The sequence below is a fragment of the Pseudomonas sp. NGC7 genome, assembly GCF_047159675.1.
Classification (GTDB): domain Bacteria; phylum Pseudomonadota; class Gammaproteobacteria; order Pseudomonadales; family Pseudomonadaceae; genus Aquipseudomonas; species Aquipseudomonas kermanshahensis.
The window spans coordinates 88,779-112,257 of the sequence record NZ_BAAFZY010000001.1 but is presented as its reverse complement, the minus strand read 5'-3'; the positions used below and the strand labels follow the sequence as shown (position 1 = coordinate 112,257).

The window sequence follows — 23,479 nt, the reverse complement described above, 5'->3', positions numbered from 1 at the left end:
GCTCAGACCTGACTCAATGTCGCGCTCTGCTGCGGCAGCAGTTGCGCCAACTCGGCGCTAGTGCCGAAGAAGCCAGTCATGATGTTGTTTGCACCAACGATCAGCGCCATGACCAACACCAGGAAGATCAAGGTGCGGAAGAAACCGTTCAGGTCGCCACCAAAGATCAGCACGCCACCCGCCACAACGATGCCGATGATCGACAACGCGAAGGCAACAGGGCCGGTAACCGACGTGCGCAGGGAGGTGAGCCAGCTTTCGTACGGCAACTTGCCACCCGTGCTGGAAGCAGCAAAGGCATTGTCCGGCGCAACCATCACCGCCAGCAGCAGGAGGCTGAAGGCAAGGTAGCCAAACGTTTGGGCATTGAAACGGAACAGCGAAGTGTTGGCGTGCATGTGCAGTGTTTTCCTTAAAGATTGCGCATGATGTAGCGGCCGTTGTCGTACCCGGAAACCTCGAGGATTTCCTGAATGCGGCGGCCTTCTGGGGTTCTGGCGATGGAGATGACGACGTGAACCGCTTCGCCAATTAGCGGTTCGATTTCGGCCGGGGCCGATTTATTGCGGGAAACCAGGGATTTGAGGCGGGTCAGCCCCTCGCTGGCGCTGTTGGCGTGCAACGTCGCCGCGCCGCCGGGGTGGCCAGTGTTCCAGGCATCGATCAGGTCGAGCGCTTCTTCACCGCGCACCTCGCCCACCAGGATGCGATCCGGGCGCATGCGCAGGGAGGTCTTGAGCAAGTGGGTCATGCTCACATCGACGGTGGTGTGGTACTGCACGAAGTTCTTGGCCGCGCACTGGATCTCGCCGGTGTCTTCGATGATGAAGACCCGCTCGCTGGGGAACTCCACGACCATTTCGTTGATGACGGCGTTAACCAGGGTGGTCTTGCCGGTACCGGTACCGCCGATGACCAGGATGTTGCGGTGATCGCGGATGGCGCGCTTGATGGCGTCGCACTGGATCGGGGTCATGATCCCCGATTCGACATATTGGTCCAGGGTGTAGATGGCCACCGCCTTCTTGCGGATGGCAAAGGTGGCCGCACGCACCACGGGCGGCAGTTGGCCGGCGAAGCGAGAACCGTCCAGCGGCCACTCGCCCTCGAGCAACGGCTTGCTGCGGGTCACTTCCTTGCCGTGGAAGCCGGCCACGGTCTTGATGATGGACTCGGCCTGGGCCGGGCGCAGGTCGCCGATGTGCCTCATCGGCTTGCCCAACTGCTCCAGCCAGAGTTTGCCGTCGCCATTGCACATCAGCTCAACGGTCTGCGGATCGTTGAGTGCATCGATGATGAGGGGGCCGGCATCGCGCTCCAGTTTCTTTTTAGCGCGCTCTTTCAGGCTGGCAGTTTCTGCGATTTCCACACTTGATCGTCCATGAAAATAGATACCGCCCCAAGGTCTTGGGGAGGGCACTCCAAATGTTTTCTCGTGCAGTTCTTTGAACTAATGGCGAAGCGGAATGTCACCGCCCGCGAACTAGCCTGCAATTGCAGAATTTGTTCGTGTTATGCGAGCCACTTCACAAGGGCGCGCAGGTTACCCGGCAACAATTACTAACGAAAGAGTCGATCTCTTACAGCTTTGTAAGCTTTCTCTTACACGCTTGGGACTAACGTCCCATTGACTAGTCAGACAGGAATGGCTGCAGGCACCGTAAAATCTGGGCTTAACAGAACATCTATATTAATTTGATATTTAAGTGCCACTATCTTTGCCAGTATTAAATGGCTTGAAAAATTTGACAGAGTTCACACTTGCACGCGACGTATTCTTACGTAAACGCTGGCAGAGAAAGTTAATCCAGTATGAATATAGGCCCGGCAGGCACCGCAACTTCACCGGCTCCGCTGAAGTGCCACTAAGTAATGGCAATTAGATGCCACTTTGATATCTAGTGTGCCACTTCGGCGTTACTGTCGGGCATTCAGAACAATGCCAACTGGCCACCAGGCGGGCAGAATTTCGAGCAATCGAGCGCCTGTGCTTCACGCCCCTCGAATGCCAGTTTGCGCATGGCTTTGGCGAACCGCTGCGCCAGCAGCTCGGCGAAAATGCCCTCGCCACGCATGCGTGCACCAAAGCGACTGTCATACAGTTCACCGCCGCGGCTCTGGCGAATCAGGCTCAACACATGGGCCGCACGCTGGGGGTAATGGTCCTGCAACCACTGCTCGAACAGCGGCGCCACTTCCAGAGGCAGGCGCAACATCATGTAGGCAGCGCTTTGCGCACCAGCCTCCTTGGCGGCCTCCAGCAAGCGCTCCAGTTCACTGTCGTTGATCATCGGTATCATCGGCGAACACAAGACCCCCACCGGCACACCCGCCTCGCGCAGCACCCGGATCGCCCGCAACCTCGCCTTGGGCGATGCCGCACGTGGCTCAAGCACCCGCTTGAGGTCGTCGTCCAGCGTCGTCAGGCTGATCATCACCCGCACCAGCCGCTGGCTGGCCATCTCGGACAACAGGTCGAGGTCACGCAGCACCAGTGACCCTTTGGTGACGATGGTCACCGGGTGGCGGAAGCGCAGCAGCACTTCAAGCAAGCGCCGGGTCAGCAGGTGGTCACGCTCGATGGGCTGGTAAGGGTCGGTGTTCGAACCCAGGTTGATCGGCGCGCAAACATAGCCCGGTTTGCTCAACTGCTGTTCGAGCACGTCGGCAGCATTGGTTTTGGCGATCAGCTTGGTCTCGAAATCCAGGCCTGGGGACAGGTCCCAATACGCGTGCGAGGGCCGGGCATAGCAGTAGATACAACCATGCTCGCAACCTCGATAGGGGTTGATAGACCGGTCGAAGGGCAGGTCGGGCGAGGTGTTGCGGCTGATGACGGTCTTGGCGGTTTCGACCCGCACCTCGGTGCCTTGGGTCAGCGGTACTTCCTGGTACCAGCCGTCATCCTCCGCAACCGAATGGTTCGGGGCAAAGCGATTGTGTGGGTTATGCGCCGTGCCACGGCCTTTTTGCGGTGCTGGAGGAATCATCATCCACCCCTATACTGTATCTATATACAGTATAGGTGGCACGCGGTTTATTCCAGCGCCTCTGGTCAGGTGAGGCCGTACCAACGTGCATAGGCGGCATGGCTGGGCAGGCGCCCGAGGAAGGCTTCGATGCCATCACGCAGCGGCTGCGAGGCACCGGGTTCGAACAGTGTCTCTTGCAGCGCGCGCCCCGTTTCGCGGTCGAGCAAGCCGTGTGCTTCGAAACGCGTGAACAGGTCGAAGGCATGCACGTCTGCCCACAGGTAGGCGTAAAAGCCGGCATCGTAGCCAGTGACCAAGTGATCGAAGGCATGCGCGGGGTGTTCGAAATCCGCCAAAGGCCAGTAGCCGCAAAGGCCGCGGGCTTGCTGCAGGCGCTGCTCAAGCGTTCTGCCGTCATGGGGCGCGCCGTGCAGGTCGAGGTCGAACAGCGCCAGGCTCAGGTCGCGGCCGATTTCCTCGATGCCTTCTTGCTTGAACTGGCTCAGGTATGCCTCAGCCTGGGCCTCGCTCAGCGCACTGCCATCTTCACGCTGCGCCGCGATACCCGCCAGGTAACGCGCATCCCACACCCAGCGCTCCAGCAGCTTGCCGAACAGCTCCACGCCGTCATTGCCCAGCTCGGTCACATTGGACATGACGTGGTTGGTGGTGCGCACCAGCAAGTGGTGCAGGGCATGGCCGAACTCGTGGTACAGCTTGCGCAGCGACAGGTGATCGAGCAACGGCTCGGCGCCCGCCAGTGCGGCGGGGATATCGCTGTTCACCACCACCACCGCAGGCTGGTAGATGCCCTCGGCATCAATGCGCCGGTTACGCACATAGGTGGTGAACACGGCGTCGGGCTGTTTGCCAGTGTGTTGCACCGCGTCCAGGTAAAGCAGGCCTATGTAGGCGTGGTCCTGCCAGACCTCGAAGCTTTGCACGCTGTCGTCCCAGGCAGCCAGCTGCCTGGGACGCAGGTCGAGCGCAAACAGTTGCCGGGCCAGGCCAGTCAAGGCCGTGACCACTGCACTCAACGGGAAGTAATCACGAAAGGCCTCATTGGCGCTGGCGTCGCCCGCTGTGGCCTGTAGATAGCTGATGTCCCAAGGCTGAACAGGCCCCAGGTTTTGCGCCGTCGCCTGCTGTTGAAGCTTCGTGCGCCACTGCGCCATTGCCGGCTTCACTGCCGCTGCCAGGCCCTGGAGAAAATCGCCTACCTCGCTGAGCGACCCGGCGCTCTTGCTGCGCAGGCTCAGTTCGACGTGGTTGGCAGCACCCAACAGGCGGGCTTTTTCGTCGAGGCATTCTGCCAGTTGCTGCAGATGGGTGCCGTTATCCTGCGCCAGATCGGTACTAACGCCACGGGTATGAAACGCGCGGTAGAGCCGTTCACGCAAGGGGCGATGGGCCGCCTGGCGCAGCACGGCCTCGGTGGACGCGCTTTCGCAGGCGACCAGCCAGCCTTGCTCGCCGGCTTCCTCAGCGCGCACCGCCAGCTCCTCACGCAGCCTGGGTGGCAGGCCACGCAGTTCGTCTTCATCATCGACCAGCAGCCCTGGCCGGTCGAGGTTGCCTAAGAACGCTTGGTGCAGGTTGCCGATCTGCGTCTGTAACTCGACCAGGCGCGCCTTGTCGGCTTCGCCGAGCGCAACGCCACTGCTGGCGAACTTGTCCAGGTGCCAACTCAGGGTGGCGCGCTGCTGCGCAACCAAGTTCATGCCATGGGCACTACTGGCCAGGCGTGCGTAGAGTGCCTGTAGGCGGGCGTTGATTAATTTTTGATCGAAGCGTGCGACCGCTCGGGCGTAGAAGCCCATAATCGCCTCGCCCCAGCTCGGCGCCTTACCCATCAGTGGCATGACGGCATAGAGCACCGCCAGCAATTGCGCATCCAGCTCATCGACTGCCAACACCAGGTCATCCCAAGTGGGCAGCGCCTGTTGCCGTTCGATGATGCGGGCGATGCCTTGTTCGTGCGCCTGCAGCACATGATCGAATGCCGCCTGCATGTTCTGCAAAGTGATCGCGGAATAATCGACGGGGGTCTTGCTGCCTTGCAGGAGAGGATTGTCCATGACGCATCGCCTTGCTCAGTGGGGGAGCGGGCGAGCATGCCTACCTGGCAGGGCGGTAGAGGCTTGATTATCTACCACCCGGCCAGGTAGGCCGGCCTTATTCGGCCGGTTTCTTCAGCTTCGGATTGGGGAAGAACTGCACGGTCTGCACCTTCGCCGGCGCCGGCTTGGGCGCCAGGTGGTTGACCCGCGTGCCGAGCTCCGAAGGCACCGACAGCCCTTGTTCATTCAGGGTATCGGTGAAGCCGCAGGCCACGCACTCGCGGTGCGGCACGCCATCTTCGTTCCACATCATCAGCTTGTCGGGCTCGCTGCACGCCGGGCAGACCGCCCCGGCGATAAAGCGCTTCTTGGTCTTGTTCACAACTACCTCACTCATGCCGCCGCGTCCTCGCTCAGCCCGCAGTGGCGCAGCAATGCATCAATGGAAGGCTCACGGCCACGGAAGTCGACGAACAGCACCATCGGCTCACGCGAACCACCCCGCGCCAAGATCGCCTCGCGGAAGGCACGGCCGGTCTCGGCATTCAGCACGCCTTCTTCCTCAAAGCGCGAGAACGCATCAGCCGACAGCACTTCGGCCCACTTGTAGCTGTAGTAGCCCGCGGCATAACCGCCCGCGAAGATGTGCGCGAAGCTGTTGGGGAAGCGGTTGTACGCCGGTGGGCGCATCACTGTCACCTCGTCGCGCACGCCTTCGAGCACCTCCAGCACGCTGCGGCCATCGCCGTGGGTGGCGTGCAGCTCGAAGTCGAACAACGAGAATTCCAGCTGGCGCACCATCATCATGCCCGACTGGAAGTTCTTCGCCGCCAGCATCTTGTCCAGCAGGTCTTGGGGCAGGGCAGCGCCCGTTTCGTAATGGCCGGAGATCAGCGCCAGGCCTTCCGGCTCCCAGCACCAGTTCTCCATGAACTGGCTCGGCAACTCGACCGCGTCCCAGGCCACGCCATTGATGCCAGACACACCGGCATGTTCGATACGGGTCAGCAGGTGGTGCAGGCCATGGCCGAACTCGTGGAACAGGGTGGTGACTTCATCGTGGGTCAACAGCGCAGGCTTGCCGGGCGCGGCAGGGGTGAAGTTGCACACCAGGTTGGCCACCGGGCTCTGCAGCACGCCGCCGACAGTGCGGCGACGGTCACGGGCGCCGTCCATCCAGGCGCCACCGCGCTTGTTGGCGCGGGCATAGAGGTCGAAGAAGAAGCGACCGACGTGTTGGCCGTTTTCCTTGATTTCGAACAGGCGTACATCCGGGTGCCAGCTGTCGAAGCCTTTGAGCTCGGCGATTTCGATGCCGTACAGGCGCTGAACGATGCTGAACAGGCCCGACAGCACCTTGTCGATCGGGAAGTAGGCACGCAGGGTTTCCTGCGACACGCTGTAGCGTTGCTCGCGCAGCTTCTCGCCAAAGTAACCGGCATCCCAGCTGGACAGCTGCGGGCAGCCCTGCTCGGCAGCGTAAGCCTTGAGCTGCTCCAGGTCCTGGGCAGCGAACGGCTTGGAGCGTTTGGCCAGGTCACGCAGGAAGCTCAGCACCTGGTCGCTGGACTCGGCCATCTTGGTGGCCAGGCTCAGTTCGGCGTAGTTCGGGTAGCCCAGCAGCTTGGCCAGTTCCTGACGCAGGTCGAGGATTTCCTGCATCACCGGGCCATTGTCGAACTGGCCAGCATTAGGGCCTTGGTCCGAGGCGCGGGTGCAGTAGGCGGCATACAGCTCTTCGCGCAGGGCGCGGTCGCTGGCGTAGGTCATCACCGCGTAATAGCTGGGGAATTCCAGGGTGATCAGCCAGCCGTCCAGCTCTTTGGCCTGGGCTGCGGCCGCCATCTGCGCCTTGGCCGAATCGGTCAGGCCGTCCAGCACGGCTTCGTCGGTGACGTGCTTGGTCCAGGCTTGGGTGGCATCGAGCAGCTGGTTGGAGAACCGGCTGCCCAGCTCGCTGAGCTTGCTCTGCACTTCGGCATAGCGCTGTTGCTTGTCGGCCGGCAGGTCGATGCCCGACAGGCGGAAGTCGCGCAGGGCATGTTCAAGGATGGTCTTCTGCGCCACGTCGAAGCTCGCCGCTTCCGGGCTGTTGACCAGCGCCTCGTAGGCTTCGAACAGCGCACGGTTCTGGCCCAGTTCGGTAGAATAGGCGCTCAGCGCTGGCAGGCAAGACTCGTAGGCCTCGCGCAATTCCTTGCTGTTGCACACAGCATTGAGGTGGCTGACCGGGCTCCAGGCAGCGCCCAGGCGGTCATTCAGTTCGTCCATGGCCAGCACCAGGCCAGCCCAGGTAGGGTTCTTGCCCTGCTTTTCGAGGATATCGGCAATGGCTTTGCGGTTGTCGGCCAGGATCTCTTCGATCGCCGGCAGCACGTGTTCGGCGCGGATCGCCGAGAAGGGCGGCAGATCGTAGGGCTGCAGAAGCGGGTTGGTCGCACTCACGGTTTGGATACCTTGGCAGAAGAAACACTGGACCATCTTAATTACAATCGACGCCGACCGCAGCAGGCAGCCTGCCTATCGGCACAGATGAGAGACCCTATCATGGCCATTCGAAGCTTCCAGCAAAACACTCCGAAAGTTGCACCACGGGCCTTCGTCGACCGCTCGGCGGTGGTGTTGGGTGACGTGGAGATTGGCGAAGACAGCTCGGTCTGGCCATTGACTGTAGTACGCGGCGACATGCACCGCATCCGCATCGGCGCACGCACCAGCGTGCAGGACGGCAGCGTGCTGCACATCACCCATGCCGGCCCGTTCAACCCGGATGGCTTCCCGCTGATCATCGGCGATGAAGTGACCATCGGTCACAAGGTGATGCTGCATGGCTGTACCCTGGGCAACCGGATTCTGGTCGGCATGGGCAGCACCATCATGGACGGCGCCATCGTCGAGGACGAAGTGATCATCGGCGCCGGCAGCCTGGTACCGCCCGGCAAGCGCCTGGAGAGCGGCTTCCTGTATGTGGGCAGCCCGGTAAAACAGGCCCGGCCGCTGACCGACAAAGAACGCGCGTTCTTCCCGTACAGCGCCAGCAATTACGTCAAGCTCAAGGACCAGCACCTGGCCGAAGGCTACGACCAACCAGAATGACTTGAGTGGAATCGCTTACATGCACCAGCAGAACATCCTCTTCGACCTTGATGGCACCCTGACCGACCCACGGTTGGGCATCACCCGCTCCATCCAGTACGCCTTGGCCAAACTGGGCATCGATGAACCCGACCTGGCCCGCCTCGAACACTTCATCGGCCCGCCCTTGCTGCAGGCGTTCATGCAGTTCTACGGCTTTGACGAAGCCAAGGCGTGGGAGGCGGTCAATTTTTATCGCGAGCGTTTCCGCGTCACTGGCCTGTACGAAAACCAGGTGTTCGAGGGCGTACCGGAGCTGCTCGAGACCCTCAATGGCCAAGGGCGCACACTGTATGTGGCCACGTCCAAGCCTTGGGAATTCGCCCGCGAGATTGCTCGACACTTTGCGTTCGACCATCACTTCAAGGTGATTTATGGCAGTGAGCTGGACGGCACCCGTACCAACAAGGTCGAGTTGATTCGTCACTTGCTCGACGAGGAAGGGCTGGACCCGGCGCAAACGCTGATGATCGGCGATCGCAAGCACGACCTGATCGGGGCCCGCAGCAATGGGCTGCAGGCGGTGGCGGTGGGGTATGGGTTTGGTAGCGAAGAAGAGTTGACGGCCCAAGCGCCGGCGTTTCATTTCGCTACGTTGGCCGAGATGCATCGGGCCTTCATTAACGCCTGATAATGATTGGGGCTGCTTTGCAGCCCATTCGCGGGGCAAGCCCGCTCCCACAGGAATAGCGCTGACCTTGAGTTCAGCGATATTCCTGTGGGAGCGGGCTTGCCCCGCGAATGGGCCGCAAAGCGGCCCCAAAATCTCACCGGCTAACCATCAACCGTTGCAACGCTGCCTTCCGCTCTTCAATTGGCAATCGTCCCAACTGCTCGACCCGCTCATAAAACCGCCCCCAATCCCCACCAACCTCACCAAACACCGCCGCAAACGCCGGCACCCATTGGTCATACAGCCCAAACGGCAGCAGCTTGGCATTGCTCATCGGCCCATACATCCAGGCGTCATATCGCGTGTCGCCCGCCCACTGGCTATCACGCACAGCTCGGTACTCGCGCCGCAACCGCTCGAACTCCGCCTGCTTCGCCACACGCTTGTGCGCGTCATCCAGCGGCCCGGCATACATCACCTGGAGCCGTTCACGGCTGGCCAGCACCAGCCGAATGAACTGGTCACGCTGCTGCGCCTGATCATCCACGGTCGCTGCAAGCCCACGCGCTGCGCGCCATTGCCGCGATCCCTCCTGCTCGACGAAGGTGGCAAATGATTCGTTGAACGCCGTGTCGTCCTGCACATAAAAGCGCTGATGGGCCAGCTCATGGAAAATCAACGACGCCAACCGCTCATCCCCCCAGCCAACCATCGACGACAACAACGGGTCGTCGAACCAGCCCAGGGTCGAATACGCCTCGACGCCGCCCACATACACATCCATACCCGCCTGGCGCATCAACGCCGCCGCGCCACGCGCCGCCCCCTGGCGGTAATAGCCGCGATAGGCCACGCAGCCGGCAATCGGGAAGCAATGCGTGACCGGCTGCAACGACAGTTCAGGCGTGGCGAATACATTCCATACAACGTAGGGGCGCCCCAGGTCGGCGTAAACCCGGTAGCTGCGGTTGTCCGGCAGTTTCAGCTGCTGGCTGGCGAATACACGGGCCTGTTCGGCATGCTGCAGCCGCGCACGTAACTGCGGGCTGCTGGCCGGGTCTGCCAGCACCTTTTCCACCGGCTGACGCGCGCGCAGTAGCTGCCATTGGCCTTCTGCTAACTGGCCGTAATAGCCGACGCTGCTGCAACCGTTCAGCAGAACGGCCGCCAACACGGGAACAAAACGGGTGAAAAGGCGGTCGAGTGGCCCAGGGCCTGAGCGCTGCAAAAGAAAAAGTCGAAGCATCTGGGACTGTCTGACTCGCTCATGGCCAATTCGCTCCAAGACTATCTCGCCAGGGGGGAGTTTCGCCATGCGTCCATTGTTTGCCGCCAGCACACTCATGCTGTTGTCTGCGTGCTCCACCCTGCCGGACCCGGATCCGAACCAGGCCTGGGTCGACCTCACCCCCGTGGACGAGACGTCGCTGCACGCCGTGCAGGTGGACGAACGCGACTGGGCTGACACACGCTATTTCGAAGTCGCCCCCGGCAGCCACGAACTGACTGTGCGCTACCAGTTCCCGGTCACCCCGAGCAATATCGGCCCGGTCAACGAGCCGCTGTGGCGCGATTGCCAGCTCAACCTCACCTTCAAGGACTTCAGCGCCGGCCAGCGCTACCAGCTGCAGGCGGGCAGCATTGGCTTCCGCCCCTGGATCAAACTTTATGACCACCAGCAAAAACTGGTGGGCCAAGGCCTGCCAGCGGGCTGTCAGCGCACCTGAACCTCGCAAACGGCGCTATGCTTGTAACGTGTGAATCGCAAGTGGGAGTTTTGCCATGCGCCAGCCCATGATGCTGATCGCCCTCAGTGCACTGGGGGCTTGCGCCAGCCCCTTGCCGCCCGTCGACCCCAAGCAGGCCTGGGTCGAGCTTTCTACCATTACCCCCGGCAGAGTCCTCATGGCCGACCGCCTCGACGGTAAGCGGCTGGAGGATGGCCGATACTTCCAAGTAACGCCTGGCAAGCACGAGCTGGTGGTGCGTTTCGATTATGAGATTTACGGCGGGGGCATCATGTCCCAGCCGAGGGACCGTACCTGTTATCTGACAGTGCGCTATGACAATTTCAAAGCCGGCGAACGCTATCGCCTGGAGGCCCGGGCGCCCGTGATGGAGCCGCAGGTGCTGCTGTACGACGCCAGCCGCAAGGTGCTAGTGAACGAGCCCAGCAACGTGTTTTGCATTCCGTGACGTTGGGGCCGCTTTGCGCCCCTTTCGCGGCGCAAGGCCGCTCCCACAGTCAGTCATGTACCTGTAGGAGCGGCCTTGCGTCGCGAAGGGCCGCAAGGCGGCCCCAGCATTCAGACGCTACCGGTCGTTCTTCTGGTAGATGATCTTCTTGGTGCCACCTTCGCAGCTACCCACGACCATGTTCGGGTCCTTGACCTCGCTGTTGGGCACGATTTCCAGGGTGTAGGACGGTACGCCCTGGGCCTGGATCTTGGCCTCGATCTCGGCTTTCAATTCTTCGCACGGTTTCACTGCCGCCAGCGTAGAGGTGGCGAGCAGGGAGGCCAACACGGCGATTGCTACGCGGATCATGGAACGGCTCCTGAAAGGGCAGTCGTGCTGCCATTGCTGTTTAGACTACAGCAAACCGCCCTCGTTGCGCCGCCTAGCCCACCAGCGAGGCATCCAGGCTGATGGTGGCGTTGAGCACCTTCGACACCGGGCAACCGGCCTTGGCCTTGTTGGCGATTTCAAGGAACTGCGCCTCGCTCGCGCCCGGCACCTTGGCCTTCAGGATCAGGTGCACGGCAGTGATGGCAAAGCCGTCGGCCTGCTTGTCCAGCGTTACCTCGGCAATGGTATCGATGCGGTCCGCAGTCAGCCCAGCTTCGCCCAGCATCATCGACAGCGCCATCGAGAAGCAACCGGCATGGGCAGCGCCGATCAGCTCTTCCGGGTTGGTGCCGGGCGAGCCTTCGAAACGGGTATTGAAGCCATACGGGTTCTGCTTGAGCGCGCCGCTTTCAGTGGAAAGCAAGCCTTTGCCGTCCTTCAGGCCGCCTTGCCAGATCGCCGATGCTGTCTTTTTCATGATGCCTCCTGGTCGCTACGTTTACATATCTTGGGGGTGACATGCTTAAGGGTTCAGAGGTCAGCTACCTACGGCAAGTTCAGATCAATCTGACCTCAAGCATTGAATCCACCGAATGTGCCCATACAGAGTTCATAAGGCCTCTGGCCAACCACGTTCAAGGAGGCTCCGATGACGCAGCTGCGTGACCTGAAAATTTCCACCCTCGACCTCGTGCCCGTGCGCGCCGATGGCGGGCCGGCGCAGTCGCTGCGTAACTCGCTGGACCTTGCACAGCACGCGGAACGCTTCGGCTACAACCGCTTCTGGGTCGCCGAGCACCACAACATGGATGGCATTGCCAGTTCCGCGACCTCGGTGTTGCTCGGCTACCTGGCGGGCGGTACCTCGACCATTCGTGTCGGTTCCGGTGGCGTGATGCTGCCCAACCACGCGCCGCTGGTGATCGCCGAACAGTTCGGCACCTTGGCCAGCCTGTACCCAGGCCGCATCGACCTGGGCCTGGGCCGCGCCCCTGGCTCCGACCAGATGACCGCCCGGGCCCTGCGCCGCGAGCGCTCCGGCAGTGCGGATGACTTCCCCGATGACGTCGAAGAGCTGTCGCGCTACCTCGGCCCGCGCACCGATGATCAAAAAGTGATCGCTGTGCCAGGGCATGACACCGAGGTGCCGATGTGGCTGCTCGGCTCAAGCCTGTTCAGTGCGCAGTTGGCCGGCATGCGCGGTATGCCCTATGCGTTCGCCTCGCATTTTGCGCCGCGCTACATGCACGAAGCGATTCGCGTCTATCGCAACCATTTCAAACCCTCCACCACGCTGGACAAGCCCTATGTGATGCTCGGTATTCCGATGGTGGTGGCCGACACCGACGAGCAGGCCGAGTACCTGGCCACGTCGGTTTACCAGCGCATTCTTGCCCTGATTCGCGGGCAGAGCCTGATGCAACGTCCGCCCGTGCCAAGCATGGATGGGCTGTGGCTACCCCACGAGCGCGATGCGGTGATGAGCTTCCTCGGCCTGGCGATGATTGGCAGCCCGCAGAAGGTGCGGGCCAACGTCGAGGTGTTGCTGGAACAGACCGGCGCGGATGAGCTGATATTCACTTGCGACTTGTATGAGCATGCGGACCGGGTCAGGTCCTATGAATTGATGGCGCAGGCCTTGAAGACTGCGTAGCCGCGCGTTGCGGGTAACCCGCCCCACACGCCGTGGAGGCGGGCATGCCCGCGAATGGGGCGCCGTTCAGCCGCGCCGGTAGACAATCTCCTTTGTGCCACCTTCACAGCTGCCGATAACCTTGCCCGCTGGTTCGCCTTTCTTGACGATCTCCAGCTTGTAGCCTTTTACATCCTTGGCATCCAGCTTGGCGGCAATCTCGGCCTTTAGCTCTTCACACGGCTTGCCCGCCGCCAGCGCACCACCCGCCAGTGCCATCAGGCCCGCCGCCAGAATCAGTTTCTTCATCGATCGCTTTCCTTGTACAGATGAAAATCAAAGAGGGCGCCGGCAACGGCGCCCCCTCTCTATTACCCCATCTTGCCGGCGCCAGCTAGCCCGGCACTGTTTCAGCTATTGGCAATCCGAAACCCGACCTTGAGCGTGACCTGGAAGTGCGCCGCCTTGTTGTCATGGATATGACCCCGGGTGTCGATCACTTCGAACCATTCCAGGTGCTTGATGCTCTTGCCCGCTTCGGCCAGGGCATTGTTGATCGCGTCCTCGATGCTGGTGGGCGACGACCCAACCAGTTCGATCTTCTTGTAAGTGTGATGATCGGACATGTGCACTCTCCTTGGATGACGGTGAAATTGAGCCTAGCAGCGCAGGCCTGGTTTACCTGCGAGCCGTCGCCAGGGATGAAAGTTCGATCGCACTTTCGCCGCGCGGTGCAGTCGCAATCCTTACAGCCCATCCCCGAAGGAGAGTCAACATGCACCGCAACTCGCTGCGTAAAACATCCCTGGAAAGCATGGAAGCCGAGATCGAAAGCCTTCTGAAATCGCTGGAAAACCTCAAACACGATGCCTCGGAGGAATCCCAGAAGTCGGTGAAGGCAATCCGCAGCAACGCCGAGAGCGCACTCAAACATTCGCGCAGCCTGCTGAGCGACGCCTACGAGGAAGTGAAGACCCGCACTCGCCAAACCGGCATCGCCACCCGTGACTACGCCCAGGAGCACCCCATCACCACCGCCGGGGTAGCCGTGGGTGCCTTGGGCCTGCTGGCGGCATGGCTGCTGTACAAGCGCAACTAAGCGATCTGCAGCCGCAACTCCTGGCGCAGCCATTGCGCCAGTTGCTCGGCGCGCCCATCCGCGGCGCGCCGTGGCACCCACAGCGCCAGCGCGGCGTGCGTGGGTGAAAAGCCCCAAGGGGCCGCCAACCTCCCAGCCCGCAGATCATCCGCCACCAACTGCTGCGGCGCGATCGCGACCCCCAGCCCGGCCACTGCGGCCTCCAGCAAGTAGTACAGGTGTTCGAAGGCCTGGCCGAACGGCAATGCGGCTGGCTCGAGCCCGTGCTGCGCCGCCCACGCAGGCCACGCCTGCGGGCGTGAGGTGGTGTGCAGCAGCGACTCACCCAGCAAAGCCTGGGGCGCCGCGCCGCGCAAACGCTCGAAGCCGGCGAAGTGGGGGCTGAGCACAGGCCCGATGCGTTCTTCGGCCAACACGTGCACCTGCATGTCCGCCGGCCACGGTGGCTCGGCAAACACCAGCAAGGCGTCCAGGCCTGGGCGCCGGGGGTCCAGGTCGCCTTCCCCGGCAGACAAGTGCAGGCGCAGCTCCGGCAGGTCGGCCTTGAGCCGCCCGAGCCTGGGGATGAACCACCGCGCCAGCAGGCTGCCGGAACAGCCAAGGACGAACGGCGCCTCGCTGTTATCCCGACTCAACTCGGCACACACACCCCGCAACCTGTCGAATGCCTCGCCACTGGCATCGCGCAGGCGCATGCCGGCATCTGTGAGTTTGATGCCACGCCCATCCTTGACGAACAGGGCAATGCCCAAGTGCTCTTCAAGCACTTTGATCTGCCGGCTGACCGCGCCGTGCGTCACATGCAGCGCTTCGGCCGCCTGGCTGACGCTGTTAAGCCGGGCAGTCGCCTCGAAGGCCCTAAGGGCATTGAGCGGGGGAAGGTCCTGGGCCATTGTCTTGTGAGTTTTCCTGACAGGTTTGCGCAATCTTATCGGTTTTCAGACGGGCGTTGCGTGGTTAGAGTAAAGCCCATCACTCATTCATTACGCCTTGGAGCGCCCCATGACCCAGACTCAATACCGCCCTGGCCCAGACGCCAACGGCCTGTTCGGCTCGTTCGGCGGCCGCTACGTGGCAGAAACCCTGATGCCACTGGTACTGGACCTGGCCCGCGAATACGAAGCCGCCAAGGCCGACCCGAAGTTTCTCGAAGAGCTGGCGTACTTCCAGCGCGACTACATCGGCCGCCCAAACCCGCTGTACTTCGCCGAGCGCCTGACCGAGCACTGTGGCGGGGCAAAAATCTTCTTCAAGCGTGAAGAGCTCAACCACACCGGCGCGCATAAGGTGAACAACTGCATCGGCCAGGTGCTGCTGGCCAAGCGCATGGGCAAAAAACGCCTGATCGCCGAAACCGGTGCCGGCATGCACGGCGTGGCTACCGCCACCGTCGCCGCCCGCTTCGGCCTGCCTTGTGTCATCTACATGGGCGCCACCGACATCGAGCGCCAGCAAGCCAACGTGTTCCGCATGAAGCTGCTGGGCGCCGAAATCGTCCCGGTCACCGCCGGTACCGGCACCCTGAAAGACGCCATGAACGAGGCCCTGCGCGACTGGGTCACCAACGTCGAAGACACCTTCTACCTGATCGGCACCGTCGCCGGCCCGCACCCGTACCCGGCCATGGTCCGCGACTTCCAGTCGATCATCGGCAAGGAAACCCGTGCCCAGTTGCAAGAGAAGGAAGGGCGCCTGCCAGACAGCCTGGTGGCCTGCGTCGGTGGCGGCTCCAACGCCATGGGCCTGTTCCACGAATTCCTTGAAGAGCCAAGCGTGCAGATCATCGGCGTCGAAGCCGGCGGCCACGGCGTGCACACCGACAAACACGCCGCCAGCCTGAACGGCGGCGTACCCGGCGTGCTGCACGGTAACCGCACCTACCTGCTGCAGGACGCTGACGGCCAGATCACCGACGCCCACTCGATTTCCGCCGGCCTCGACTACCCGGGCATCGGCCCAGAGCACGCTTACCTGCATGAAGTGAAGCGCGTCGAGTACGTCAGCATCACCGACGACGAAGCCCTTGATGCGTTCCACGCCACCTGCCGCCTGGAAGGCATCATCCCGGCCCTGGAAAGCTCCCACGCCCTGGCCGAGGCGATCAAGCGCGCACCGAACCTGCCCAAGGACCACCTGATGGTCGTGTGCCTGTCCGGGCGCGGCGACAAAGACATGCAAACCGTGATGAACCACATGGCCGCCCAGGAGAAACAGGCATGAGCCGTCTTGAACAACGCTTCGCCGCACTCAAGGCCGAAGGCCGTTCGGCACTGGTCACCTTCGTTACCGCGGGCGACCCGGGCTATGACGCTTCGCTGCGCATCCTCAAGGGCCTGCCGGAAGCCGGCGCCGACGTGATCGAGCTGGGCATGCCGTTCACCGACCCGATGGCCGATGGCGTGGCCATTCAGCTAGCGACCCTGCGTGCACTGGAAGCCGGCCAGAACTTGGCCAAGACCCTGCAGATGGTTCGTGAATTCCGCGTGGGCAACCAGGCCACGCCGATCGTGCTGATGGGTTACTACAACCCGATCCACCGCTTTGGCGTGGAAAAGTTCGTGGCAGAAGCCAAGGAAGCCGGCGTCGATGGCCTGATCATCGTCGACCTGCCGCCCGAGCATGATGCCGAGCTGGCCACCCCGGCTCAGGCTTCGGGCATCGACTTCATCCGCCTGACCACCCCGACCACCGACGACGCACGCCTGCCGCGTGTGCTGGAGCGCAGCTCCGGGTTCGTCTATTACGTGTCCGTCGCCGGTGTGACCGGCGCGGGCTCGGCAACCACCGAGCACGTGACCGAAGCCATCGCCCGCCTGCGTCGGCATACCGACCTGCCGATCAGCGTTGGTTTCGGCATTCGTACCCCGGAGCAGGCTGCGAACATCGCCCGCCTCGCCGATGGTGTGGTGGTGGGGTCGGCGCTGGTCGACAAGATCGCTCATGCCAAGGATGCCGATCAGGCCGTCAATGATGTGCTGAGCCTGTGCTCGGCGTTGGCTGAAGGCGTGCGCGGCGCCCGCCGCTAAACCGCGTCGCCTGCTTCGCGGGCAAGCCCGCTCCCACAGTGACCGCGCCGCTCTTGAAGGCTGTGCAGGACCTGTGGGAGCGGGCTTGCCCGCGAAGAGGCCAGCACAGGCTATAAAGGCCTATCCCCCAAAAATCGACAGCTTCAGCGGCCGCACAGCACCCATCCAGATCGCATGATCCCGGTGATCCGCCAGCTCATCCCCGGTCAGCGGGTGCAGAAACACCACCAACCCCTTGCGGTACAGCGCCAGCCACGGCAACACCACCCCCACCACTTCAGGCCCGAACGCCAGCTGGCAACTCCAGTCCGGATGCGGCCCCACGGGTTGCTGGTGCATGCGCCCCATGGTCACGGGGAACAGCCGCGCCGCCTCCTCGCACAGTTCTCGCGCCTGCTCGAGGGTCGATGCGTCGTAGTACACGTGGGCGTGATAGCCCTTGATCCTTTGCACGATAACTCCTGATTGCGGTCAAACCATCACCCCCTGCAAAGGAAGTGATGCAGTGAAAAACGCCGAAACCCCAGTATTCAAGCTGGTCCTGTTCGGGGCCGAGTCCAGCCTTGGCAGTGCGCTGATTACCGAACTGCTGTCACGCCAGCACGAAGTGACCGCCGTGGTCGATGACCTCAACCGCCATGCGCCACGCCCTGGCCTGCATTTCAAGATAGGCGGGCTGGCGAGTGCCGACCAGGCGGAGCAGGGTGCCGCAGGCGGCTCGGCGGTAGTTGCCTTGGTGTCAGCCTTGGCACCCGGTGACCTGCCTGCGCAATGGCAGATGAGCGAAGCGCTGGTGGCCGGGCTTGCGCGTACGACTATACGCCGGCTGTTGCTGGTGGGCGATTTCGATGTGCTGGACAGGCCAGGCGATTACACCGATGAAGCGCGCGAAGGCGTGGACCAGGTTGTCGATGGGCTGCAGCGCAGCGCATTGCACTGGACCCTGATCAATGCACCTCAGACGTTGGTCGACCTGGAGAGGGTAGCGGCGGGGATGGCCGATATGCTGGACCTAGGGTTGCATCGGGGCGAGCATTTGAACTTCGTGGTCTAGATTTTGGGGCCGCTTCGCAGCCCATCGCAGGCAAGCCAGCTCCTACAGGGGGACCGCGCACTTCTGTAGGAGCTGGCTTGCCTGCGATGGGCTGCACAGCAGCCCCAAAATCTCACCCCCCCCGCTCATCCTCCAGCCAATCGACAAACCGCTCAATCAGCGCCCCACGCCGCTTGCGCGGTGGCAAAACCGCGTAATACCCGCGTTCCGAGCGCAAACTGCCCTCCAAAGGCCGGCACAGCAGCCCCTGTTCAACCAGCCCATCGACCAGGTGCCCCCAGCCAATCGCTACCCCTTGCCCGGCAATCGCCGCCTGGATCAACAAAGTGTAATTATCAAAACGCAACTGCCCCGGTGGCGGTGGGCTGTCTACGCCAAACCCACGAAACACACCCGCCCAATCAAACCAACGGCTGGCCTGCTCACCGCGCAGGTGAAGCAACGGCAAACGCTGCAAAGCCACGGCTGACAAGGGTTTGCCATGAGTCAGGCGGGGGCTGCAGACGGGGAATACCTCCTCATCGAACAACCACCGGCTCTCGCCTTGATGAAAACGCCCATCACCAAACAGCACCGCCACATCGATATCCGGCCGCAGCATCGCCTGGCTGCGCTCACCCGTTACCAGGCTCACATCCACCTGTGGATAAGCCTCATGAAAGCGTTGCAACCGGGGCATCAGCCAGAACGCGGCAAAGGCGAAGTCGGTCGCCACCTGAAGCACCTCGCGCTGGCCTCGCCCACTGGCCAGGGCAAGCCCATCGTCCATGGCCAACAGCCCTTGGTGCACCTGTTCGAACAGCAACTGGCCGGCCTCGGTCAGCGCAATGCCCCGGTAGATCCGGTCGAACAGCCGGGTACCCAGCTGGGCTTCCAGGCGCTTCACTTGCTGGCTTACGGCGGGCTGCGTGGTCCCCAACTCAAGCGCCGCGGCCGTAAAGCCACACAACCGCGCTGCGGCCTCGAACACACGCAGGGTATCCAACGACAGCTCGCCAAGGCGCTCAAACATAAGCTCAGCTAATCCCAGTCATTGCCCGCCATGGGCTTTACCCATGTTATCCACAGTCGCATCTTGGTAGGCAAGCGGTTCGCATAACCTTCAACGATGGAAGCCAACCATGACGCGCCCGAATATCCTGTTCATCATGGCCGACCAGATGGCCGCCCCCCTGCTGCCGATCTACGCCCCTTCGCCCATCCAGATGCCAAACCTCGCCCGCCTCGCCGACCAGGCGGTGGTGTTCGACTCGGCGTACTGCAACAGCCCGCTGTGCGCACCGTCGCGCTTCACCCTGGTCAGCGGCCAGTTGCCCAGCCGTATTGGCGCTTACGACAACGCCGCTGACTTCCCCGCCGATGTGCCCACCTACGCCCATTACCTGCGCCGTCTCGGCTACCGCACTGCGCTGTCGGGCAAGATGCACTTCTGCGGCCCAGACCAGTTGCACGGCTACGAAGAACGCCTGACCAGCGATATCTACCCCGCCGATTACGGCTGGGCCGTGAACTGGGACGCCCCGGACGCGCGCCCGAGCTGGTACCACAACATGTCGTCGGTGCTGCAGGCCGGCCCATGCGTGCGCACCAACCAGCTGGATTTCGACGAGGAGGTGGTGTTCAAGGCCCGGCAGTACCTCTACGACCATGTGCGCGAAAACGATGGCCGGCCGTTTTGCCTGACCGTGTCGATGACCCACCCCCACGACCCGTACACCATTCCCAAGCGCTACTGGGATCGCTACGAAGGTGTGGATATCCCAATGCCCAGCGCCGATTTTGACCAGCACGAGCAAGACCCGCACTCGCAGCGCCTGCTCAAGGTCTACGACCTGTGGAACAAGCCCCTGCCTGTGGACAAGATCCGCGATGCCCGCCGCGCCTACTTTGGCGCCTGCAGCTACATCGACGACAACATTGGCCAGTTGCTGCAAACCCTTGAGGAATGCGGCTTGGCGGAGGACACGTTGATCGTGTTCTCCGGCGACCACGGCGACATGCTTGGCGAGCGTGGCCTTTGGTACAAGATGCACTGGTTCGAAATGTCGGCGCGCGTGCCACTGCTGATCCACGCCCCCAAACGCTTTGCCGCCGCGCGCGTGAGCGCGTCGGTCTCCACCTGCGACCTGCTGCCGACCCTGGTCGAACTGGCCGGCGGTGCCGTGGACACGTCCCTGCATCTGGACGGCCGCTCGCTGCTGGGCCACCTGCAAGGGCAGGGTGGCCACGACGAGGTCATTGGCGAATACATGGCCGAAGGCACGGTCGGCCCGCTGATGATGATCCGCCGTGGCCCGTACAAGTTCGTGTACAGCGAAGACGACCCATGGCTACTCTATGACCTGAGCCGCGACCCGCACGAGCGGGAGAACCTCGCCAGCAGCCCCGACCATCAGGCGCTGCTGCAGGCATTTGCCGATGAAGCCCGGCAGCGTTGGGACATCCCCACCCTGCGCCAACAGGTCCTGGCCAGCCAGCGCCGCCGCCGCCTGGTGGCCGAAGCCCTGGCCATCGGCAAGCTGAAAAGCTGGGACCACCAACCGTTGGTGGACGCCAGCCAACAGTACATGCGCAACCACATCGATCTCGACGACCTCGAGCGCAAGGCCCGTTATCCACAGCCCGCCCCTCTGGATTGAGAAGAGAGTTCGCCATGCAAAAAATCTCCGCCGCCGTGCTTGCCCTGGCCCTCGGCCTGGGCGCTGCCACGGCTCACGCCGACGACGCGCAATGCAGCACCGTGAAGATGGCCGACCCCGGCTGGAGCGATATCGCCACCACCAACGCCATCGCCCGCCTGCTGCTGGAAAGCCTCGGCTACCAGGTAAAGATCGACAGCCTGGCCGTGCCGATCATCTATGGCGGCCTCAAGGACGGGCGCGTCGATGCCTTCCTCGGCAACTGGATGCCAGCGCACCAGGGGTTTCATGACAAGTTCATCGCCAATGGTGATGTGCAGCAGTTGTCGCGCAACCTTGAAGGCACCGAGTTCACCCTCGCGGTGCCCGACTATGTGTGGAACGCCGGGGTCAAAGACTTCGCCGACCTGCAAAAGCACGCGGACCAATTCGACAAGAAACTGTATGGGATCGGCTCTGGCGCGCCTGCCAACCTGTCGCTGAAAGAAATCATCGACCAGAACCAGTTCGACCTCGGCCAGTGGAAGCTGGTGGAGTCGAGTGAGCAGGCGATGCTTGCGCAAGTGGACCGTGCCGTGAAGAAGCAGCAATTCATCACCTTCCTTGGCTGGACACCGCACCCGATGAACGTGAAGCTGAAGATGCACTACCTCACGGGTGGGGAAAAGTGGTTTGGCAGCAAGGGCCAGGTCTACACCCTGACCCGCAAAGGTTATGCACAGGCGTGCCCGAATACAGCGAAGCTGCTGGGCAACCTGACATTTACCCTGGACATGGAAAACAGCATCATGGCCGAGGTTGTGGATAAGAAAGTGAGCTTCGATGAAGCAGCCAAGGCTTGGGTGAAGGCGCATCCCGAAGTACTGGAAGGGTGGTTGGCTGGGGTCAGCACCCAGTCCGGTGGCGATGCCCTCGCGGCCGTCAAAGACAAACTCTGATCAACCGCACGCTGCAATCCCCTGTGGGAGCGGGCTTGCCCGCGAATACCGGCGAAGCCGGTGCCATGCACCGCGGTGGCTTCTTCGCGGGCAAGCCCGCTCCCACAGAGGCACAGCGCAACTTCAGGAATGTGGATAACCCATGCACCGCCTCATCCAGCTGCTGCCTTTCCTTGCCTGGCTCCCCCGCCAATCGGGCCGCAGCCTGCGCCAGGACCTGCTGGTCGGCCTGAGCGGTGCCATCCTTGCCCTGCCGCAATCCATCGCCTACGCCCTGATCGCCGGCCTGCCCGCCGAATACGGCCTGTTCGCCGCCATCGTCCCGGTGCTCATCGCCTGCTTGTGGGGGTCTTCCTGGCACCTGATCTGCGGCCCGACCGCAGCCATCTCGATCGTCCTCTACGCCAGCGTCAGCCCCCTGGCGGTGCCGGGCAGCGCCGACTACATCACGCTGGTCCTGCTGCTGACATTGCTCGCCGGCATCTTCCAGCTCTTGCTCGGCCTGCTGCGCTTCGGCGCACTGGTCAATTTCGTCTCCCACTCGGTGGTACTCGGCTTCACCCTGGGCGCCGCCATCGTCATCGCCCTCGGCCAGTTACCCAACCTGCTGGGCATGGACTTGCCAAGCCAGGCCACGGCGTTGAAAACCGTGCAAGACCTGGCCAGCCACGCCGGGGAGGTCGACCTGCCGTCGCTGATACTGGGGCTGACCACGGTGCTGATCGGCATGGCCTTCAAGCTCTGGCGGCCCCGCTGGCCGAGCCTGTTGATAAGCCTGGTCGTGGTCAGTTTGCTGGCCTGGTCACTGCCTGGCTTTTTTGGCCATGTGCCGCGGGTACCTGCCTTCACTGGCCAATTGCCCCCGTTGAGCCCACTGCCGCTACTGGACGTGGAGCTGATGCTGCGGCTACTGCCGACCACGGTGGCGGTGGGCATGCTCGGCCTGGTCACCAGCCTGTCGATCGCCCGGTCGCTGTCTGCGCGCTCTGAACAGCTGATCGATGCCGACCGGGAGATCCGCGCTCAGGGCCTGTCGAACATCGTCGGCGCGTTCTTCTCCGGTTACCTGTCATCAGGCTCTTTCACCCGTTCAGGCTTAAGTTATGACGCCGGCGCCCGCTCACCGCTGGCCGGGGTGTTCTCGGCCCTGTGGGTCGCGCTGTTTGCCGTCGCAGGGGCAGGGCTGATCGCCCACCTGCCGATCCCGGCGATGGCGGGCAGCATCCTGCTGATCTGTTGGGGGTTGGTGGATCACCGTGGCATTCGGGCGCTGTTCCGGGTCAGCCGCTCGGAGTTCCTGGTCATGGCCCTGACCGCCGCCGCGACCTTGCTGCTGGAGCTACAGACTGCGATCTATGCCGGGGTGCTGGCTTCGCTGTTCTTTTACCTCAAACGCACGTCCCGGCCACGGGTGCAGCAGAGCCGCGAAGGGCAGGCCGACGTGCTGCGGGTGGGCGGGTCGATCTTCTTTGGCGCGGCGCATTACCTGCAGGTGCGCTTGCAGCGCTGCCAGGGGCCGCATGTGGTGATTGATGCGCGGCAGGTGAATTTTATCGATTATTCGGGTGTGGATATGTTGCACCGAGAGGCACGGCGGTTACGACGAGCAGGGGGGAGTTTGACCTTGCAGCGGGCACGGCCGCAGGTGGTCGAGGAATTGCAGAAGTTGGAAGGGGTGGATTTGTGTCCCATCAGGTTTGAAGAGTGAGGTTGGGTTGAGATCTTGGGGCTGCTTTGCAGCC

Annotated in this window: 26 protein-coding genes; 12 read left to right on the top strand and 14 right to left on the bottom strand. The window is 62.6% G+C overall.

The annotated features are described in order from the left end of the window. Positions 1-2: 2 nt before the first annotated feature. From trbC to prlC, 6 genes are all read right to left on the bottom strand, one after another. On the bottom strand, positions 3-398 hold the full coding sequence (trbC, locus tag ACMCNM_RS00550; RefSeq protein ID WP_099427994.1) for a conjugal transfer system pilin TrbC: 396 nt from the start codon (positions 396-398) through the stop codon (positions 3-5). Positions 399-412: 14 nt separating this feature from the next. Further along, positions 413-1,363, bottom strand: coding sequence for a P-type conjugative transfer ATPase TrbB (gene trbB / locus ACMCNM_RS00545; RefSeq protein ID WP_309475947.1), 951 nt, complete (start codon positions 1,361-1,363; stop codon positions 413-415). Positions 1,364-1,931: 568 nt separating this feature from the next. Beyond that, positions 1,932-2,990 (bottom strand): PA0069 family radical SAM protein, encoded by a 1,059-nt coding sequence (locus ACMCNM_RS00540; protein WP_027592017.1) that lies wholly within the window; start codon positions 2,988-2,990, stop codon positions 1,932-1,934. A gap of 65 nt (positions 2,991-3,055) precedes the next feature. Beyond that, positions 3,056-5,050, bottom strand: coding sequence for a M3 family metallopeptidase (locus ACMCNM_RS00535; protein ID WP_412763783.1), 1,995 nt, complete (start codon positions 5,048-5,050; stop codon positions 3,056-3,058). A 97-nt stretch (positions 5,051-5,147) separates the two neighbouring features. Beyond that, complete coding sequence (locus ACMCNM_RS00530) at positions 5,148-5,429, bottom strand: YheV family putative zinc ribbon protein (RefSeq protein WP_027592019.1); 282 nt, start codon at positions 5,427-5,429, stop codon at positions 5,148-5,150. Further along, entirely contained in the window at positions 5,426-7,513 is a 2,088-nt protein-coding gene (gene prlC, locus ACMCNM_RS00525) for an oligopeptidase A (RefSeq protein WP_412763782.1), read from the bottom strand. The genes ACMCNM_RS00530 and prlC overlap by 4 nt, the downstream gene beginning before the upstream one ends. 66 nt (positions 7,514-7,579) lie before the next feature. On the opposite strand from prlC, the gene ACMCNM_RS00520 reads away from it, so the two are divergent. After that, on the top strand, positions 7,580-8,128 hold the full coding sequence (locus ACMCNM_RS00520) for a gamma carbonic anhydrase family protein (protein WP_412763781.1): 549 nt from the start codon (positions 7,580-7,582) through the stop codon (positions 8,126-8,128). Between the two features lie 19 nt (positions 8,129-8,147). Then, entirely contained in the window at positions 8,148-8,798 is a 651-nt protein-coding gene (locus ACMCNM_RS00515) for an HAD family hydrolase (RefSeq protein ID WP_186703900.1), read from the top strand. Between the two features lie 136 nt (positions 8,799-8,934). Here ACMCNM_RS00515 and ACMCNM_RS00510 read toward each other — a convergent pair whose 3' ends face one another. Beyond that, entirely contained in the window at positions 8,935-10,008 is a 1,074-nt protein-coding gene (locus ACMCNM_RS00510) for an aminopeptidase (protein ID WP_412765892.1), read from the bottom strand. A gap of 85 nt (positions 10,009-10,093) precedes the next feature. Between ACMCNM_RS00510 and ACMCNM_RS00505 the strand changes: the two genes are divergently transcribed. Both ACMCNM_RS00505 and ACMCNM_RS00500 read left to right on the top strand, forming a co-directional pair. Next, complete coding sequence (locus ACMCNM_RS00505) at positions 10,094-10,507, top strand: hypothetical protein (RefSeq protein WP_027592024.1); 414 nt, start codon at positions 10,094-10,096, stop codon at positions 10,505-10,507. Between the two features lie 55 nt (positions 10,508-10,562). After that, on the top strand, positions 10,563-10,976 hold the full coding sequence (locus tag ACMCNM_RS00500) for a hypothetical protein (RefSeq protein WP_412763780.1): 414 nt from the start codon (positions 10,563-10,565) through the stop codon (positions 10,974-10,976). Positions 10,977-11,093: 117 nt separating this feature from the next. On the opposite strand, the gene ACMCNM_RS00495 is transcribed toward ACMCNM_RS00500, so the two are convergent. Together ACMCNM_RS00495 and ACMCNM_RS00490 are read right to left on the bottom strand one after the other, a co-directional pair. Further along, positions 11,094-11,327: a DUF1161 domain-containing protein gene (locus tag ACMCNM_RS00495; protein WP_027592026.1), complete on the bottom strand. Its 234-nt coding sequence runs from the start codon at positions 11,325-11,327 to the stop codon at positions 11,094-11,096. A 73-nt stretch (positions 11,328-11,400) separates the two neighbouring features. After that, on the bottom strand, positions 11,401-11,826 hold the full coding sequence (locus ACMCNM_RS00490) for an OsmC family protein (RefSeq protein ID WP_027592027.1): 426 nt from the start codon (positions 11,824-11,826) through the stop codon (positions 11,401-11,403). 171 nt (positions 11,827-11,997) lie between these two features. Here ACMCNM_RS00490 and ACMCNM_RS00485 point away from each other — a divergent pair, with 171 nt between their 5' ends. Continuing rightward, a complete protein-coding gene (locus ACMCNM_RS00485) occupies positions 11,998-13,002 on the top strand; it encodes an LLM class flavin-dependent oxidoreductase (RefSeq protein WP_186679234.1) in 1,005 nt (334 codons plus the stop codon). A gap of 66 nt (positions 13,003-13,068) precedes the next feature. Here ACMCNM_RS00485 and ACMCNM_RS00480 read toward each other — a convergent pair whose 3' ends face one another. Then, a complete protein-coding gene (locus tag ACMCNM_RS00480; protein WP_027592029.1) occupies positions 13,069-13,290 on the bottom strand; it encodes a DUF1161 domain-containing protein in 222 nt (73 codons plus the stop codon). 101 nt (positions 13,291-13,391) lie between these two features. Beyond that, positions 13,392-13,607 (bottom strand): dodecin, encoded by a 216-nt coding sequence (locus tag ACMCNM_RS00475; RefSeq protein WP_027592030.1) that lies wholly within the window; start codon positions 13,605-13,607, stop codon positions 13,392-13,394. A gap of 149 nt (positions 13,608-13,756) precedes the next feature. On the opposite strand from ACMCNM_RS00475, the gene ACMCNM_RS00470 reads away from it, so the two are divergent. Further along, positions 13,757-14,080 (top strand): DUF883 family protein, encoded by a 324-nt coding sequence (locus ACMCNM_RS00470; protein ID WP_027592031.1) that lies wholly within the window; start codon positions 13,757-13,759, stop codon positions 14,078-14,080. Here the strand turns inward: ACMCNM_RS00470 and ACMCNM_RS00465 are convergent. Further along, complete coding sequence (locus tag ACMCNM_RS00465) at positions 14,077-14,973, bottom strand: LysR family transcriptional regulator (protein ID WP_412763779.1); 897 nt, start codon at positions 14,971-14,973, stop codon at positions 14,077-14,079. The genes ACMCNM_RS00470 and ACMCNM_RS00465 overlap by 4 nt on opposite strands. Positions 14,974-15,082: 109 nt before the next feature. Here ACMCNM_RS00465 and trpB point away from each other — a divergent pair, with 109 nt between their 5' ends. Next, the gene (trpB, locus tag ACMCNM_RS00460; RefSeq protein ID WP_027592033.1) at positions 15,083-16,300 is read left to right on the top strand and encodes a tryptophan synthase subunit beta; all 1,218 of its coding nucleotides are present in this window, start codon (positions 15,083-15,085) and stop codon (positions 16,298-16,300) included. Continuing rightward, entirely contained in the window at positions 16,297-17,106 is an 810-nt protein-coding gene (trpA, locus tag ACMCNM_RS00455) for a tryptophan synthase subunit alpha (RefSeq protein WP_412763778.1), read from the top strand. Before trpB ends, trpA begins: the two co-directional genes overlap by 4 nt. A gap of 120 nt (positions 17,107-17,226) precedes the next feature. Here the strand turns inward: trpA and ACMCNM_RS00450 are convergent, their stop codons facing one another. Beyond that, entirely contained in the window at positions 17,227-17,559 is a 333-nt protein-coding gene (locus ACMCNM_RS00450; protein ID WP_027592035.1) for a DOPA 4,5-dioxygenase family protein, read from the bottom strand. Positions 17,560-17,611: 52 nt separating this feature from the next. Here ACMCNM_RS00450 and ACMCNM_RS00445 point away from each other — a divergent pair, with 52 nt between their 5' ends. Further along, positions 17,612-18,160, top strand: a complete 549-nt coding sequence (locus ACMCNM_RS00445; RefSeq protein ID WP_099452520.1) for an NAD(P)H-binding protein — start codon at positions 17,612-17,614, stop codon at positions 18,158-18,160. Between the two features lie 112 nt (positions 18,161-18,272). Here the strand turns inward: ACMCNM_RS00445 and ACMCNM_RS00440 are convergent, their stop codons facing one another. Continuing rightward, on the bottom strand, positions 18,273-19,172 hold the full coding sequence (locus ACMCNM_RS00440; protein ID WP_412763777.1) for a choline sulfate utilization transcriptional regulator: 900 nt from the start codon (positions 19,170-19,172) through the stop codon (positions 18,273-18,275). 109 nt (positions 19,173-19,281) lie between these two features. Here ACMCNM_RS00440 and betC point away from each other — a divergent pair, with 109 nt between their 5' ends. The 3 genes from betC to ACMCNM_RS00425 all read left to right on the top strand — a co-directional run bounded on the left by betC (position 19,282) and on the right by ACMCNM_RS00425 (position 23,445). Continuing rightward, entirely contained in the window at positions 19,282-20,799 is a 1,518-nt protein-coding gene (gene betC / locus ACMCNM_RS00435; RefSeq protein WP_412763776.1) for a choline-sulfatase, read from the top strand. A gap of 14 nt (positions 20,800-20,813) precedes the next feature. After that, the gene (gene choX / locus ACMCNM_RS00430) at positions 20,814-21,737 is read left to right on the top strand and encodes a choline ABC transporter substrate-binding protein (protein ID WP_412763775.1); all 924 of its coding nucleotides are present in this window, start codon (positions 20,814-20,816) and stop codon (positions 21,735-21,737) included. Between the two features lie 142 nt (positions 21,738-21,879). Beyond that, positions 21,880-23,445, top strand: a complete 1,566-nt coding sequence (locus ACMCNM_RS00425; RefSeq protein ID WP_412763774.1) for a SulP family inorganic anion transporter — start codon at positions 21,880-21,882, stop codon at positions 23,443-23,445. Positions 23,446-23,479 lie beyond the last annotated feature (34 nt).

Coding starts and splice junctions, on each gene's coding strand:
- betC (WP_412763776.1), top strand. CDS start 19,282: ATGACGCGCCCGAATATCCTGTTCATCATGGCCGACCAGATGGCCGCC.
- trpA (WP_412763778.1), top strand. CDS start 16,297: ATGAGCCGTCTTGAACAACGCTTCGCCGCACTCAAGGCCGAAGGCCGT.
- ACMCNM_RS00520 (WP_412763781.1), top strand. CDS start 7,580: ATGGCCATTCGAAGCTTCCAGCAAAACACTCCGAAAGTTGCACCACGG.
- ACMCNM_RS00530 (WP_027592019.1), bottom strand. CDS start 5,429: ATGAGTGAGGTAGTTGTGAACAAGACCAAGAAGCGCTTTATCGCCGGG.
- ACMCNM_RS00500 (WP_412763780.1), top strand. CDS start 10,563: ATGCGCCAGCCCATGATGCTGATCGCCCTCAGTGCACTGGGGGCTTGC.
- ACMCNM_RS00505 (WP_027592024.1), top strand. CDS start 10,094: ATGCGTCCATTGTTTGCCGCCAGCACACTCATGCTGTTGTCTGCGTGC.
- ACMCNM_RS00495 (WP_027592026.1), bottom strand. CDS start 11,327: ATGATCCGCGTAGCAATCGCCGTGTTGGCCTCCCTGCTCGCCACCTCT.
- ACMCNM_RS00490 (WP_027592027.1), bottom strand. CDS start 11,826: ATGAAAAAGACAGCATCGGCGATCTGGCAAGGCGGCCTGAAGGACGGC.
- prlC (WP_412763782.1), bottom strand. CDS start 7,513: ATGGTCCAGTGTTTCTTCTGCCAAGGTATCCAAACCGTGAGTGCGACC.
- ACMCNM_RS00465 (WP_412763779.1), bottom strand. CDS start 14,973: ATGGCCCAGGACCTTCCCCCGCTCAATGCCCTTAGGGCCTTCGAGGCG.
- ACMCNM_RS00540 (WP_027592017.1), bottom strand. CDS start 2,990: ATGATTCCTCCAGCACCGCAAAAAGGCCGTGGCACGGCGCATAACCCA.
- trpB (WP_027592033.1), top strand. CDS start 15,083: ATGACCCAGACTCAATACCGCCCTGGCCCAGACGCCAACGGCCTGTTC.
- ACMCNM_RS00425 (WP_412763774.1), top strand. CDS start 21,880: ATGCACCGCCTCATCCAGCTGCTGCCTTTCCTTGCCTGGCTCCCCCGC.
- ACMCNM_RS00440 (WP_412763777.1), bottom strand. CDS start 19,172: ATGTTTGAGCGCCTTGGCGAGCTGTCGTTGGATACCCTGCGTGTGTTC.
- ACMCNM_RS00535 (WP_412763783.1), bottom strand. CDS start 5,050: ATGGACAATCCTCTCCTGCAAGGCAGCAAGACCCCCGTCGATTATTCC.
- ACMCNM_RS00515 (WP_186703900.1), top strand. CDS start 8,148: ATGCACCAGCAGAACATCCTCTTCGACCTTGATGGCACCCTGACCGAC.
- ACMCNM_RS00470 (WP_027592031.1), top strand. CDS start 13,757: ATGCACCGCAACTCGCTGCGTAAAACATCCCTGGAAAGCATGGAAGCC.
- ACMCNM_RS00485 (WP_186679234.1), top strand. CDS start 11,998: ATGACGCAGCTGCGTGACCTGAAAATTTCCACCCTCGACCTCGTGCCC.
- ACMCNM_RS00475 (WP_027592030.1), bottom strand. CDS start 13,607: ATGTCCGATCATCACACTTACAAGAAGATCGAACTGGTTGGGTCGTCG.
- trbC (WP_099427994.1), bottom strand. CDS start 398: ATGCACGCCAACACTTCGCTGTTCCGTTTCAATGCCCAAACGTTTGGC.
- choX (WP_412763775.1), top strand. CDS start 20,814: ATGCAAAAAATCTCCGCCGCCGTGCTTGCCCTGGCCCTCGGCCTGGGC.
- ACMCNM_RS00480 (WP_027592029.1), bottom strand. CDS start 13,290: ATGAAGAAACTGATTCTGGCGGCGGGCCTGATGGCACTGGCGGGTGGT.